The sequence below is a fragment of the Rhodococcus sp. (in: high G+C Gram-positive bacteria) genome (assembly GCF_049299235.1).
Classification (GTDB): domain Bacteria; phylum Actinomycetota; class Actinomycetes; order Mycobacteriales; family Mycobacteriaceae; genus Rhodococcus.
On record NZ_JBAQXC010000369.1, the window covers coordinates 1 to 14016 of the forward strand.

14 protein-coding genes are annotated in these 14016 nt (G+C 65.5%); 7 read left to right on the top strand and 7 right to left on the bottom strand.

Going from position 1 to position 14016, the window contains the following annotated elements; translation table 11 throughout:
- The 4 genes from WAX14_RS22840 to WAX14_RS22855 all read left to right on the top strand — a co-directional run.
- On the top strand, nucleotides 1-1019 hold a 1019-nt coding region (locus WAX14_RS22840), incomplete at its 5' end, for a sensor histidine kinase (RefSeq protein WP_422630323.1).
- Entirely contained in the window at nucleotides 1016-1654 is a 639-nt protein-coding gene (locus WAX14_RS22845; protein WP_422630324.1) for a response regulator, read from the top strand. The genes WAX14_RS22840 and WAX14_RS22845, both read left to right, overlap by 4 nt.
- A 149-nt stretch (nucleotides 1655-1803) precedes the next feature.
- Entirely contained in the window at nucleotides 1804-3018 is a 1215-nt protein-coding gene (locus tag WAX14_RS22850; protein ID WP_422630325.1) for an acetyl-CoA C-acetyltransferase, read from the top strand.
- A 32-nt stretch (nucleotides 3019-3050) separates the two neighbouring features.
- Nucleotides 3051-5192 carry a 3-hydroxyacyl-CoA dehydrogenase NAD-binding domain-containing protein gene (locus WAX14_RS22855; RefSeq protein WP_422630326.1) on the top strand — a complete coding sequence of 714 codons (2142 nt, stop codon included), beginning with the start codon at nucleotides 3051-3053 and terminating at the stop codon, nucleotides 5190-5192.
- Between the two features lie 80 nt (nucleotides 5193-5272).
- Here the strand turns inward: WAX14_RS22855 and WAX14_RS22860 are convergent, their stop codons facing one another.
- The 4 genes from WAX14_RS22860 to WAX14_RS22875 are packed head-to-tail and all read right to left on the bottom strand — an operon-like array spanning nucleotide 5273 to nucleotide 8575.
- Entirely contained in the window at nucleotides 5273-6061 is a 789-nt protein-coding gene (locus WAX14_RS22860) for an ABC transporter ATP-binding protein (RefSeq protein ID WP_422630327.1), read from the bottom strand.
- Nucleotides 6058-7083: a FecCD family ABC transporter permease gene (locus tag WAX14_RS22865; RefSeq protein WP_422630328.1), complete on the bottom strand. Its 1026-nt coding sequence runs from the start codon at nucleotides 7081-7083 to the stop codon at nucleotides 6058-6060. The genes WAX14_RS22860 and WAX14_RS22865 overlap by 4 nt, the downstream gene beginning before the upstream one ends.
- Nucleotides 7080-8219, bottom strand: coding sequence for an ABC transporter substrate-binding protein (locus WAX14_RS22870; RefSeq protein ID WP_422630329.1), 1140 nt, complete (start codon nucleotides 8217-8219; stop codon nucleotides 7080-7082). Before WAX14_RS22870 ends, WAX14_RS22865 begins: the two co-directional genes overlap by 4 nt.
- A gap of 5 nt (nucleotides 8220-8224) precedes the next feature.
- Nucleotides 8225-8575: a cupin domain-containing protein gene (locus tag WAX14_RS22875; protein WP_422630330.1), complete on the bottom strand. Its 351-nt coding sequence runs from the start codon at nucleotides 8573-8575 to the stop codon at nucleotides 8225-8227.
- Between WAX14_RS22875 and WAX14_RS22880 the strand changes: the two genes are divergently transcribed.
- Nucleotides 8574-9455, top strand: coding sequence for a Crp/Fnr family transcriptional regulator (locus WAX14_RS22880; RefSeq protein WP_422630331.1), 882 nt, complete (start codon nucleotides 8574-8576; stop codon nucleotides 9453-9455). The two genes, WAX14_RS22875 and WAX14_RS22880, sit on opposite strands and share 2 nt — an antisense overlap.
- A 39-nt stretch (nucleotides 9456-9494) precedes the next feature.
- Here the strand turns inward: WAX14_RS22880 and WAX14_RS22885 are convergent, their stop codons facing one another.
- Nucleotides 9495-10814 carry a class I SAM-dependent methyltransferase gene (locus WAX14_RS22885; RefSeq protein WP_422630332.1) on the bottom strand — a complete coding sequence of 440 codons (1320 nt, stop codon included), beginning with the start codon at nucleotides 10812-10814 and terminating at the stop codon, nucleotides 9495-9497.
- On the bottom strand, nucleotides 10811-12256 hold the full coding sequence (locus WAX14_RS22890) for an FAD-binding oxidoreductase (RefSeq protein ID WP_422630333.1): 1446 nt from the start codon (nucleotides 12254-12256) through the stop codon (nucleotides 10811-10813). The genes WAX14_RS22885 and WAX14_RS22890 overlap by 4 nt, the downstream gene beginning before the upstream one ends.
- A 142-nt stretch (nucleotides 12257-12398) precedes the next feature.
- On the opposite strand from WAX14_RS22890, the gene WAX14_RS22895 reads away from it, so the two are divergent.
- Nucleotides 12399-12833: an SRPBCC family protein gene (locus tag WAX14_RS22895; RefSeq protein WP_422630334.1), complete on the top strand. Its 435-nt coding sequence runs from the start codon at nucleotides 12399-12401 to the stop codon at nucleotides 12831-12833.
- 24 nt (nucleotides 12834-12857) lie between these two features.
- Here WAX14_RS22895 and WAX14_RS22900 read toward each other — a convergent pair whose 3' ends face one another.
- On the bottom strand, nucleotides 12858-13607 hold the full coding sequence (locus WAX14_RS22900) for an Rv3717 family N-acetylmuramoyl-L-alanine amidase (protein WP_422630335.1): 750 nt from the start codon (nucleotides 13605-13607) through the stop codon (nucleotides 12858-12860).
- Between the two features lie 77 nt (nucleotides 13608-13684).
- On the opposite strand from WAX14_RS22900, the gene WAX14_RS22905 reads away from it, so the two are divergent.
- The gene (locus tag WAX14_RS22905; protein ID WP_422630350.1) at nucleotides 13685-14008 is read left to right on the top strand and encodes a YbaB/EbfC family nucleoid-associated protein; all 324 of its coding nucleotides are present in this window, start codon (nucleotides 13685-13687) and stop codon (nucleotides 14006-14008) included.
- Nucleotides 14009-14016 lie beyond the last annotated feature (8 nt).

Sequence of the window (14016 nt, forward strand, 5' to 3'; positions counted from 1 at the left end):
GGCTGACCCGCCGTGTGCACCGTCTGGTGTACGGAGACGGCATCGACTCCGCCAGTGCGGTCCGGAACCTGGGCAGGCACTTCGCGGACGCGGGCACCCCCCGTCGTCTCCTCGGCGACCTCGCCGCAGGCATCGGCACCGCGCTCCGGCTCGAATCGGTCACCGTACGTCGGGACGGCGAGATCCTCGCCCGCTGGGGAGAACCGGCCGGCCACGCCGAGGACCTGCTGCTCGCCGCCGGAACCCTCACGGTGACGGCACCACCCGGCGAAACCCTCGGTCCGCGCAGCCTGCGCGCACTCGGTGAACTCGCCTCGGTCGTGGAAGCCGGGCTCGTCGTACTGCGGTCCGCCGAGGAACTCGACGCTGCGCGGGCGCAGCTCACCGAGGCACGTCTCGAGGAACGACGCACCATCCGCCGGGAACTGCACGACGGGCTCGGTCCGTCCCTCGCCGGCATCCGGCTCGGACTGCACGGCGCGCGCAACCTCGCTGCCACGGACACCCCGGCCGCGTTGGAACTGATCGACGCGCTGCTCCGCGAGTTGGACCATCAGGTCGAAGGCGTGCGCGAACTGTCCCGCGGGCTGCTTCCGCCCGTACTCGACGAACTGGGACTCGTCGCCGCGATCGACGAGCTCGCCGGGGCACATGCACACACCGGATTCAAGATCGAGGTGGACGCCGATGCTCCCGCCGGACTGTCCGGCGCGGTCGCCGCCGCGGCATACGGCATCACCGTCGAAGCGGTGACCAATGCCCGCCGCCACTCCGGCGCCGACGGATGTGCGGTCCGTATCCGCAGCACCGGGGAGCTGCTCACCGTCGAGGTCAGCGACGACGGTCGCGGCGCGAGGCCCGGCACCCGCACCGGTGTCGGCACCCACACCATGCGTGAACGCGCGCGCGACGTCGGCGGCGTCGTCGACATCGCCGCGGGCGACCCGCGCGGAACAGTGGTGTGTGCCCGCCTACCGTGGGCAGCCACGTCCCCGGTCGTTCCCGCAGGAGGAACATGAGCATCCGCGTCGCCGTCGTCGACGACCACCCCCTGTTCCGACTCGGGATGGTCGCGCTGCTCGGCACCCTCGACGGCATCGACGTGGTCGTCGAGGCCAGTTCGGTGCAGCAGGCACTCGACGTGGTGACCGCGGACGTCGATGTGGCTCTCATGGACATCGAGCTCGGCGACGGCTCCGGGATCGAAGCGACCGGCAGTCTCCTCGCCCGGCATCCGGGCCTGCGTGTGCTGATGGTGACGATGCACGAGGACGCCGATCTGCTCGTCGCCGCGATACGCGCCGGGGCCCGCGGATACCTCGTCAAAGGTGCCGATCCGTCCGGGGTGGAACGGGCGATTCGGGCCGTCGCGAACGGGGAGATCATCGTCGGCGCGGCGGTCGCGGCCACAGCGCTGGATGTGATGGCCGCATCCCGAGCGGTCGCGCACGGTGCATTCCCCGAGTTGACGGCCCGCGAACGCGAGGTGCTCGACCTGATCGCGCGGGGCTACGACAACGCCAGGATTTCGCGGCGTCTCGTTCTCAGCCAGAAGACGGTGCGCAACCACGTGTCGAACGTCCTGGGCAAGCTCGGCGCCGTGGATCGCGCGACCGCGATCGTGCGGGCACGCGAAGCCGGACTCGGTTCCTGAGCGCTCGCTCAGTTCGGTCACGGACTCCGATCGGTTCGGTCCTTAACCGGTCACCCGGGCTCCCATAGGGTGGGGCGGGCGGGGTGCCTGCCGCTGTCACGGCGGACGGCGCCCGCCACCATCGACAGCACGGGAAGGAACCTCGCACTGTGACCACCGAGGCATTCATCTATGAAGCCATCCGAACTCCGCGCGGCCGCGGCAAGAAGACCGGGTCGCTGCATTCGGTCAAGCCGATTTCCCTGGTCACCGGTCTGATCGACGAACTGCGTGTCCGCTTCCCCGATCTGGACGAGAACCGCATCTCCGACCTGATCCTCGGAGTGGTCAGCCCGGTCGGCGATCAGGGCTCGGACATCGCCCGCACCGCGGTGACGGCCTCCGGGATGCCCGTCACCACCGGTGGCGTGCAGATCAACCGCTTCTGCGCGTCCGGTCTCGAGGCCGTCAACATGGCGGCGCAGAAGGTCCGTTCGGGCTGGGACGAACTCGTCCTCGCCGGCGGTGTCGAGTCCATGTCGCGGGTGCCGATGGGCTCCGACGGTGGTGCGTGGATGCTCGATCCCGCCACCAACTACGACAGTTACCTGGTGCCGCAGGGCATTTCGGCCGATCTCATTGCGACCATCGAGGGCTTCAGTCGCGAGGACGTCGACGCGTACGCCCTGCGTTCGCAGCAGCTCGCCGCGGCCGCGTGGTCCGGCGGCTACTTCGCCAAGTCGGTGGTCCCGGTCAAGGACCAGAACGGCCTGACCATCCTCGACCACGACGAGCACATGCGCCCCGACTCCACCCTCGACGGTCTCGGCAAGCTGGCTCCGTCCTTTGCCGCGGTCGGTGACATGGGCGGCTTCGACGCCGTCGCGCTGCAGAAGTACCACTTCGTCGAGAAGATCAACCACGTCCACCACGGTGGCAACAGCTCCGGCATCGTCGACGGCGCCGCGCTGGTGCTCGTCGGTACCGAACAGGCAGGCAAGGATCTCGGCCTGACACCCCGCGCCCGCATCGTCGCGACCGCCACCTCCGGTGCCGATTCGACGATCATGCTGACCGGGCCCACCCCGGCCGCGCACAAAGCGCTCGCCGCTGCGGGCCTGACGGTCGACGACATCGACCTCTTCGAGATCAACGAGGCGTTCGCTGCGGTCGCGCTGAAGTTCCAGAAGGACCTGCAGATTCCCGACGAGAAGCTCAACGTCAACGGCGGTGCCATCGCGATGGGGCACCCGCTCGGCGCAACCGGCGCGATGATCACCGGCACCATGATCGACGAGCTCGAGCGCCGCGGAGCCAAGCGCGCCCTCGTCACCCTGTGCATCGGTGGCGGTATGGGCGTCGCCACCATCATCGAGCGCGTCTGACGCTCACGAACCGATTCAGGAGAGACGAAACAGTGAGCGAGCAGAACATCATCGCCTGGGAGCAGGACGCCGACGGCATCGTCGTGCTCACCATCGACGACCCGAACCAGGGCGCGAACACCATGAACGACCGGTACATCAGCTCGATGCGGGAGACCGTCGACCGGTTGCACGCCGAGAAGGATTCCATCACCGGTGTCGTGCTGACCTCCGGCAAGAAGACGTTCTTCGCCGGCGGTGACCTGAAGAACATGATCAAGTCGGGGCCGGACGACGCCGAGCACATCTACAACCACAGCCTGAATCTCAAGGCTGATCTCCGCCGCCTCGAGACCCTCGGTAAGCCGGTCGTCACCTGCATCAACGGTGCCGCACTCGGCGGTGGCCTCGAGATCGCACTGGCCACTCACCACCGCATCGCCGCAGACGTGCGTGGCGTCAAGATCGGTCTGCCCGAGGTCACTCTCGGCCTGCTCCCGGGCGGCGGCGGCGTCGTCCGCATGGTCCGCAAGTTCGGCATCTTGACCGCACTGACCCAGCACTTGCTGCAGGGCCAGCAGCGGGCGCCGCAGCAGGCCCTCGAAGCCGGCGTCGTCGACGAGGTCGTCTCCTCCGTGGAGGAGTTGGTCCCGGCGGCGAAGGCATGGATCAAGGCCAACCCCGAATCCGGTGTGCAGCCGTGGGATGTCAAGGGCTACAAGATCCCCGGCGGCACCCCGGCCACCCCGGCGTTCGCAGCGAACCTGCCCGCCATCCCGGCGAACCTGCGTAAGCAGCTCAAGGGCGCGAATATGCCGGCGCCGCGCGCGATCCTCGCCGCCGCCGTCGAGAGCAGCCAGGTCGACATCGACAACGCGCTGAAGATCGAGTCCCGCTACTTCACCTCGCTGGTCACCGGCCACGTCGCGAAGAACATGATCCAGGCGTTCTTCTTCGATATCCAGGCCATCGGCTCCGGTGCCTCACGTCCGAAGGACGTGCCGAAGCGGGAGATCAAGAAGGTCGGTGTCCTCGGTGCAGGCATGATGGGCGCCGGCATCGCGTACGTGTGCGCGAAGGCCGGAATCCCGGTGGTGCTCAAGGACGTCGAGCTCGCCGCTGCGGAACGCGGTAAGGGCTACGCGGAGAAGATCGAGGCCAAGGCGCTGTCCCGTGGCAAGACCACCGAGGAGAAGTCGCAGGCACTGCTGGCCCTGATCACCCCGTCTGCCGACCCGGCCGACTTCGCGGGTGTCGACTTCGTCGTCGAGGCCGTCTTCGAGTCCCCGGACCTGAAGAAGAAGGTCTTCCAGGAGATCGAGGACATCGTCGACGCCGACGCCCTGCTGGGTTCGAACACCTCGACGCTGCCGATCACCGATCTGGCGACCGGCGTGAAGCGGCCCGAGGACTTCATCGGCGTGCACTTCTTCTCGCCCGTCGACAAGATGCCGCTGGTCGAGATCATCCGCGGTGAGAAGACCTCCGACGAGGCTCTCGCGCGGGTGTTCGACTTCGTGCAGAAGATCCGCAAGACCCCGATCGTGGTCAACGACTCGCGCGGCTTCTTCACCTCGCGCGTCATCGGCACGTTCGTCAACGAGGCCATCGGGATGGTCGCCGAGGGCATCGAGCCGGCCACCATCGAGCAGGCGGGTATGCAGGCCGGTTACCCGGCGGCGCCGCTGCAGCTCTCCGACGAGCTGAACCTGACCCTGATGCAGAAGATCCGCGCCGAGTCGAAGGCCGCCGCGATCGCCGAGGGCAAGACGCTGCCCGCCGATCCGGCCGGTGACGTCATCAACTACCTGGTCGAGGGCAACGACCGCAAGGGTCGCCTCGGTGGCGCCGGCTTCTACGACTACACGGACGGTAAGCGCACCGGCCTGTGGCCGGGCCTGCGCGACCACTTCAAGTCCGGTTCGGCGACCCCGCCGATCCAGGATCTGATCGACCGCATGCTCTTCATCGAGGCGATCGAGGCGGTCAAGTGCTTCGACGAGGGCGTCATCACGTCGTCGGCCGACGCCAACATCGGTTCGATCATGGGGATCGGCTACCCGGCCTGGACCGGTGGCGTCAGCCAGTTCGTCACCGGCTACCCGGGCGGCAAGGAAGGTTTCGTCGCGCGCGCCGAGGAACTTGCCGCCAAGTACGGCGAGCGTTTCACGCCCCCGGCGAGCCTGCTGAGCTGAGCGGGTCTCATCCCGTACGACGACACCCCCGGACCGGTTCTACCGGTCGGGGGGTGTTCGGGTCAGTTCGCCACCTCGTATCAGGCGAGTCGTAGCGGCAGCACACTCCTGTGCGTCTTGTCGTCGACATCGACCTCGGACAGGTGTACTTCCACACCGAAAGTCTTGCGCAAGTTGCCTGCGGTGATCATCTCCTCGACTGTCCCGAACCGTGATGTCCGGTCGCGGCCGAGGATCATCGCGTGATCGGCGACCCGTAATGCGTGTGCGGGGTAGTGGGTGTTCATGATCACCAGGAGGTTGCGTTGGGCGACGAGTTGCTCGAGCAGATTCAACACGATCAGTTGATTGCGGAAATCGAGACCGGTCTCCGGCTCGTCGAGCACGAGTATCCGCGGATTCGCGGCGAGTGCCCGCGCAATCAGGACCATTTGGAACTGTCCGCCACTCATCTGTCCGCATGGCACACGTGCCAGATGAGTGATGCCGATCTCGTGCATCACCGCTTCCGCTGCGGCCTCGTCTTCGGGGCGTGGCTGCGCCAGCGTGTGCAAATGTGCTGCGCGGCCGATGATCACCATATCGAGTCCGCTCAGCGATAGGGCTCCGGCGCTTCTCGCCTGGGGAACATAGGCGACCGTCTTCCACAGATCGGCACTGCGCATCCGGGCGATGTCCACATCGTCGATCATTGTGCGTCCGGAGGTCCAGGGTAGAAGTCCCAGGATGCAGCGCAGCAGGGTGGTCTTTCCTGCGCCGTTGGGTCCCAGAACGGCCATGAGGTGACCTGGGCCCAGCTCGAGATCGATGTCGGTGAGGATGGGCTTCGACTTCCGATATCCGAAGCAGCCCTTCTCGATACGCATCATTGCCACCCTCCTCCTGTCCGGCGTAGAAGGTAGATGAAAAACGGTGCTCCGAGTACGGAGGTGACCACCGAGATCGGAATTTCCGAGGCTGCGACCGATCGCGCCACGGTGTCGATCGCGACGAGGAAGATCGCGCCCAGGAGTGCACCGACCGGCACGATGAATCGGTTGTTGTTACCGCAGATCATGCGCGCGCAATGGGGGATCAACAGGCCGATCCAGCCGACTTGGCCGCACATCGACACCACCGAGGCGGTGATCAGCGTTGCCGCTCCGATGATCACGGCTCTGATGCGGCGCACGTTCATGCCGGCCGCGCGGCTTTCGTCTTCGCCCAGCGCGAGGACGTTGAGCCGCCAGCGAAGCAGGTAGATGATCGCGATGCCGCCGAGGATGAGCGGGGCACCGATGAGCAGGCTGTCGAAGCTTGCGCCGGCAAGGCTGCCCATGAGCCAGTACGTGATCTGCGGAAGCTTGTCGTTGGGATCGGCGGTGTACTTCAGGATCGAGATCACCGCGTTTGCCAACGCACCGACCATGACACCGGCCAGGATGAGCATCACGATGCCGGTGCCCTGTTTGGTCTTGGAGATCATCGTGGTGAGCACGACCGTGACGACGCCGGCAACGAGCGCCAGCAACTGCATGCCGATCAAGGACATGTTCAGCAACAGTGCGACGACGGCACCGATCGAGGCGCCCGACGTGACTCCGAGGGTGTCGGGGGTGGCAAGTGGATTTCCGAACAGGCTTTGAAATGCTGCGCCCGCACAGGCCAGGCCTGCGCCGGCCAGCGCGGCCAGCAGGATGCGGGGCATACGCAGGCCGAAGACGACGGAATCGACCGGCTCACCGAACGTGCCGCCGTTCATCGCGGCGGACAGTGATCCGACGACCTCCTCGATCGTCAGCGGATAGCGGCCGAGCATCAGGGCGACGAGTATGCCCCCGGCAAGTCCGGCGACGAGCACCAGCGCCACGGAACTGCGCAGGTGCCCGTCGCGGACGGCAAGATTCGTCATTCGGACGTGGAGCCGAGCAGGATCGACTCGGCCTGCTCGGCGGTCAGCTCGAAGTTGTAGACGCGTTCGTAGTAGTCCTGCGTCATACCAGTGAGGTCGGCGTCGCCGAATAGCTCGGGGTAGATCACCGACCCGATCCAGTTGGCGACCAGCGGGGCATCCGGGTTCGGCGTGAACCAACTCCACATGCCCAGCCCGTTCGAGTACACCTCACCCTCCTGAACCGCGCGCAGCGAGGCAAGGTCCAATCCGTCCGCGGTATTGCCGAGCAGCTGGTCGACGGTCAGTCCTGCCTGGCCGGACCCACCGATCAGCACGACATCGGGATCCCAGGCGAGTACCTGCTCGGCGTTGACCGGCGCGAGTGGTTGCTCGGCACCAACTGCTGCATTGTCGGCATTCGCCGTCTGCAGCCAGTAGTAGCCGAAGAAGGGGGTTTCTCCCGCTACGCGCAACGTTCCCGCAGAGTAGTTGAATATGATCATCGCGTTCTTGCGGGCATCATCGGTCACCCGCCCGGCGCGTTGCTGTGCCTCGATGACCAGCTCCTGCCCGTATTCGACGATCGCATCCGTTTTGCCGGGTTCCTGGAACACCTCCTCCAGCAGGTTCAACCAGTCGACATAGACCGTGGTGGGGTCTCCGCTCGTCGCAAACCCGACGGCTGGAATCCCGGCGGCTTCGAAGAGTTCGCCGTGCTCGGAGTTGTTGGCGTTGTAGAACACGACATCAGGTTTCAAGGTGAGAAGCGTTTCGACGTTCAACTCACCGTCGGAGTAGTAGCTCGAATCGACGTCGAGAATCTCCGGAGCCATCTCCGCGACGACGGTGTCCTGCAGTGAATCGACGACAGCCTGGGACATACCGACCAGGTGCGGAGCCTCGCCGCCGTGATAGGCGAGATAGGTCGACGCAATGGGGATTTCGTCGATCGCCACTCGCTCGATCTCGGCCGGGATCTCCACCTCCTCGCCGGTATGGTCGACGATGGTGATGGTTCCGGCATCGGATTTCGTGGTGTCGGAGGACATGCCGTCCGACGATCCGGACGAACATCCGGACAGGGCGAGGGCCGCGGTGATCGCGGCTACGGTGAGTCGTCGCGCCGGTGTCTTCGCTGCGAGTATTCGGTTCACGGCCGTCATCCCAGAAGGAAGGTCACGATGACCCTGGCGGCCTCCACGGAGTGCACGGCGTGGGGGACTCCGGCCTCGAGGTGCAGGATCGCTCCCTGCTCCATGCGGTACGTGGTCTCGCCGACGACGAAGTCGACCGAACCCTGTGCGATCTGCACGATGATCGGCGACGTCGCGGAATGTTCGGGCAGTTCGACCCCGGCATCCAGCGCCACGTGCGTGATCCTGAATCCCTGCCCCGAGTGTGCGCGATGCGGCGAGTAGGTCCCGGGCCTGATGGGGTTCTGTTCCGCGAGGTCGGTGAGGCCGGCGGCGACGAGCACGGCGGGTGCTGTAGTGGACTCGGCAGGTGACATGCGATGTGAACCCTTCGTGGTGAGGTGCCCGGGGCAGGCTGCGACGTTTCGGAGCCTGCTCACCGAGGCTCCAAATAGTAATGTTAGCCTTTGCTTACTCAATGGCTATTGTGGCAACGTCGCGAGTCGCTGTCGGTTGCCGCGGCAACATTCGGTGGAAGGCGCGACGATGACCCTTGCGGACACGCAGTGCGAGGTATTCGATGCCGACATCGTGGCCTCGGTCATCTTTGCCGGTTTCACACACGAAGAGGTCCGCCGTGTCACCTCCTGTCTCGGCGTCAGGAGTCTGACCTTCGGTCGAAGCGAAGTGTTGGTGCGTGAGGGCGAGAGTGCCCATGCCGTCGGCCTGGTGCTGGAGGGAACGGTGCTCTCGAGTCAGACGGATGCCGATGGTGCGCGACATCTGATGGAGATCGTCGAAGTAGGCGAAGTCTACGGTGAGGACCTGCTGAGAGATTCGGATCGGCGCACACATCGGACGATCACCGCGGCTTCGCCGGGCCGGGTTCTTCTCATCGGGATGGATCGCATCGTCGATTCGAACGGACCGCTGTGCGAACTGCGCTCACGTGTTGTGGAGAACCTGTTCAAGGTGATGACCAACAAGAATCGAAAGCTGGAATCACACCTGCGGATGGTGTCGCAGCGATCGTTGCGGTCGAGAGTTACACACTTCCTCGCGGAGCAGGCCGAGCGCAACGGCTCGTCGACATTCATGGTGTCGGTGAATCGAGCTCAACTCGCCGACCACCTCAACGCCGATCGCGCTGCGCTCTCCCGCGAGCTTTCCCGCATGAGATCGGAGGGGCTGATCGACTACTACCGCAGTAGCTTCCGGATCCTCGGCTCGCACCGGTCGGGGAGCCGCAGTCGTTGATATCGGGCTGCGAGCCGAGGACCCGCCCCGCACGCTGTCCTACGCCACCCACCAGGGGCGCAGCGGGGTGAGCGACCGCTGGTCGGGGCCGAGCTTGACCGCCAGAACATGGTGCAGCTGAACGATATTGCGCTCGAATCCGAGTCGGGAGCCGGCCATGTACAGACCCCACACACGCGCGGTCCCCTCACCGACCTCGGCGACGCACGCGTCCCAATTGGCCTCGAGGTATTCGCACCAGCCCTTCAGCGTCAGGGCGTAGTGCGGACGGAGGTTCTCCTCGTGGAGTACCTCGAATCCGACGTCCTGCGCTTCGGTGATGATCCGGCCGGAGCCGGTCAGTTCCCCGTCGGGAAAAACGTAGCGGTCGATGAACCCGCCCGCCTTCATTTTTCCGTTGTTACGGGGGCGGGTGATGCAGTGGTTGAGCAACAGACCCCCGACCCGCAGCTTGCTGTGCAGCAACCCGAAGTATGCCGGGTAGTTGCCGACCCCGATGTGCTCGGTCAATCCGATCGACGAGATCGCGTCGAAACCGGTCTCCGGAACATCGCGGTAATCGGAATACCGCACTTCGGCGAGGTCGCTCAACCCTTCCGCGGCGATCGCCCGTTGTGCCCACTCCGCCTGCTCGCGCGACAGCGTCGCGCCGATCACCTTGACTCCGCGTCGCGCCGCGTACCGGACCATTCCACCCCAGCCGCAACCGATGTCGAGCAGTCGATCGCCGGGCTTCAAGTTCAACTTGTCGAAAACGATGCGGTACTTGTTTTCCTGCGCGTCCTCGAGTGACTGGTCTTCGGACTCGAACAGCGCGCACGTGTACGTCATCGACGGGCCGAGCACCATCTCGTAGAATGCATTCGACACGTCGTAGTGGTGGTGGATGACCTCGGCGTCGCGAGTGCGGGAATGCCTCAGCCCCTCCGCGATCCGGCGCCAGCGCGGCAGATGCTCCTGCGGTGGCGGCGCGATCGGACGCAGCAGTTCACGACCGAGCGACCGTGCGATGTGAGCGAGAACGAGCGCGGGGGGACGTTCGAAGTGAAGGTCTCCCAACGATTTCAGGAGCTCGTATGGATTTCCGGGATGGACGCCCTTGGGTTCGAGATCGCCGGCGACGTATGCGCGGGCCATGCCGAGGTCGCCGGGGGCGGTGGCGATGTAGGTCGCGCCCCGGGGTGTGGTCAGGTCGAGACCGAACGGCGAATCCATCGGTCCCACAGCGGATCCGTCGTATGCGGTGAACCGGAGCGGCATCTCGCCGCCGGTGACGATCTCGACGATCTCCGCCAGGTTCAGCTTGTCATCGTGTCCGCCCGCACCGCCGGTTGTCGGCTCCGTCTTGAATGTGGTCATTTTCGATGCACCGCCTTCGCGAAGAGGTCCAGCAGGCGGGACCCTGGGTCGTATTTTCGTTTCAGAGCGGGATATTCGTCCCCGCCGTAGTACAGCGACTCGAAATCGTCGCGTGAATAGTAGGAATCGGAGTACAGCGACTTGTGGCCGTCGAGTTCGGCGACCTTGCTTTCGATCGTCCGGTTCGCGGCACCCTCGATATTGCCGGGTTCGGACGGCACCGACGACCAGAATCCGACGTTGACGTACGTGCGCTTCGGTTCGAGGGGGTACAGCGGCCACGGACGCTGGGCATCGAACGACACCGCGTCGTACGGGGCGCTGCGATCACGGAGTCGCAGTGGACACAACCACACCGGTTCGATCGGGAATTCGGCGAGGAACCATCGCACGAATTCGGCGGTTCGCTCGATGGGGACTTCGATGTCCTGCACGACGCGTTCGCGCGGCGGGTTGCCCTTACGTGCCTCGATCCGATCGGCGACACGATACTTGTGGTCCAGCGCAATGAGTTTCCAGTAAAAACTGCTGCGCAGCAGCTTCTTCGGCCACACTCGTCGTATGGTCGGGTTCTGGGCACCGAATGCGCGGGAGCACCAGAACCAGTCGGTGTCCCAACGCCACAGATAGTCGCGGATCGTCAGCCGATCGACCTTGGGATGATTCACCGAATTGTGTTGAATCGAACGGTAATAGACGTTCCGGCCCGTGTAGTCGCTGACCGGGCCCGATTCGTCGGTCCGGGTGCCGAGGCTCAGGTACTGTTCGGTCGCCGAGAACACCGTGCCGTCGAGATAGTCGACCTCGACACCCGCGTAATTGCGTTCGTTGCTGATGCGATCCAATGCGGCCTGCAACTCGCCGAGCGAATCGAACCGCAGATGCCGCAGCGCGACATACCGTTTCACCGGTTCGAGTTCGATACGCAACCGGGTGGCATAGCCGAGTGAACCGTATGAATTGGGGAATCCGCGGAACAGGTCGGCATGCTCGCCGTCCGGTGTCGCGGTGACGATCTCGCCCGAACCGGTGAGAATGTCCATCTCCAGTACGGATTCGTGCGGCAGGCCGTTGCGGAACGACGTCGATTCGATGCCGAGTCCGGTGACTGCGCCACCGAGCGTGATCGTTTTGAGTTGCGGCACGACGAGCGGTACGAGCCCGTAGGGGAGTGTCGCGTCGACCAGATCTTCATAGGTGCACATCCCCGCGACATCGGCGGTCCGTGACTTCGGGTCGACAGAGATCACGCCACCGAGACCGGACACATCGAGTCCCGGCGCGATCGCCGCGGCTCGGGTACGAAAGAGATTCGATGTCTTCTTGGCGAGCCGAACCGGCGCGTTCGCGGGAATGCTCCGATAGGAGCGCAGCAGGCGGTCCACGCCGTCACGATGCGCCGATACTCCGGTCGGAACGATCTGGCGTGGCGTACTCGGCATTCGGCTCCCCCTTCGGCTGTGCGATTGCGGGCGCAATCCACAATAGTCCGGAGAGCCGAGTCCGTCCGGATACCGCGCAGACTCGTCGCGGTACCGGTCGCGCGATCGGCTCCAGCTCGAAACACGACACCAGGAGGTCTTCATGGCGCAGGTCAGTGCAAGCAGTTCGATTCAACTCGCGGCAGCCCCCGATCGGGTCCTTGCCGCTCTCGCGGACTACGAGACGGTGCGTCCGCGCATCCTGTCCGAGCACTACACCGACTACCGCGTCGTGTCGGGTGGTCAGGGCGAGGGAACAGTCGCGCAGTGGAAGCTGCACGCCACCGAGAAGCGGATCCGCGACATTCGGGCACAGGTGTCGGTGGCGGGCAGCACGATCACCGAGCAGGATGCGAATTCGACGCTGGTCACCACGTGGTCCGTGGTGCCCAACGGCACCGGGTCGACGGTCGTGACCCTGACGCAGTGGAAGGGTGCGGGCGGCATCGGCGGCTTCTTCGAGCGCACCTTCGCGCCGCTCGGGCTGCGCAAGATTCAGCAGCAGGTGCTCGAGAACCTGCGGCGCGAACTGGACTGAGACCGGACCGGGCGGGTCCGCTCCTCACCCGAGGAACACGACGATCCCCGCGACGACCGCGCGCGCGAGTTGCGCGCGGCCCGCGGGGTCGGTCATGAGCGCGGCATCATTCGCGTTGCGCATGTTGCCGGTTTCGACGAGGACGGACGGGCGTTGCGACAGGTTGAGTCCGGTGAGGTCGTCGCGGCCGACGAGGCCGTCGACACCCAGATAGGTCGACGGGGTGATACCGGCGGTGACCAGCGCGTCGCGGATCGACGTCGCCAACGAGACGGACGGTCCCGCCTGGGTCTCGTTGAGCGGCGGAGCCGAGTAGTTCACGTGGAATCCGTGCGCGTCGGCTGCGGCACCGTCGGCGTGCAGGCTGACCACCGCGTCCGCGGCCGAGTCGTTCGCGTCCTGGGCGCGCCGGTCGACACAGCTACCGACGGAACTGTCGTCGGACCGGCTGAGCAGGACGTGGGCGCCGAGCGCGACGAGTTCACCCCGGACCAGTTCGGCGAGTTGCCAGGTGAAGGTGTGTTCGGCGTATCCGTCGTTCGTCGACGTTCCGGTGGTCTGACAGTCCTTGGTGCCGCCCCGGCCGGTGGGGACCTGGCTGGTGAGGGTGTGATCGTTCGCCCCGCTGTGCCCGGGGTCGAGGTATACGGTCCGGCCGGCGAGCGGACCTGCCGGTTGCGCCGGCGCGGATGCGGCCCCCGCGACCAGGGTCGCGGAAACGACTGTGGCAGCGGAGAGGGAGACGATCCATCCGGACGACCGGCGTAGACGCATTCCGCTACGGTACCGGCGAGCGACTACCCTGACTGTGGAAAACCTCCAGAAAGGACGTGCCCGTGCAGCCCGGTGGAATGCCCGATATGCAACAACTCCTCGCCCAGGCCCAGCAGATGCAGCAGCAGTTGATGTCCGCCCAGGCGGAGATGGCCGATGCGGAGGTTACCGGTCAGGCCGGTGGTGGTCTCGTCACCGCGACCGTCAAGGGCACCGGTGAGGTCGTCGCGGTGCACATCGACCCGAAGGTCGTCGACCCCGAGGACGTGGAAACACTGCAGGATCTGCTGATCGGCGCCATCGCCGATGCGTCGGCGAAGGCGCAGGAGATCGCCGCGGAGAAGCTCGGCCCGTTGGCCGGTGGCCTCGGGGGCGGTATCCCGGGTCTGCCCGGGTTCTAGAGGCCGAA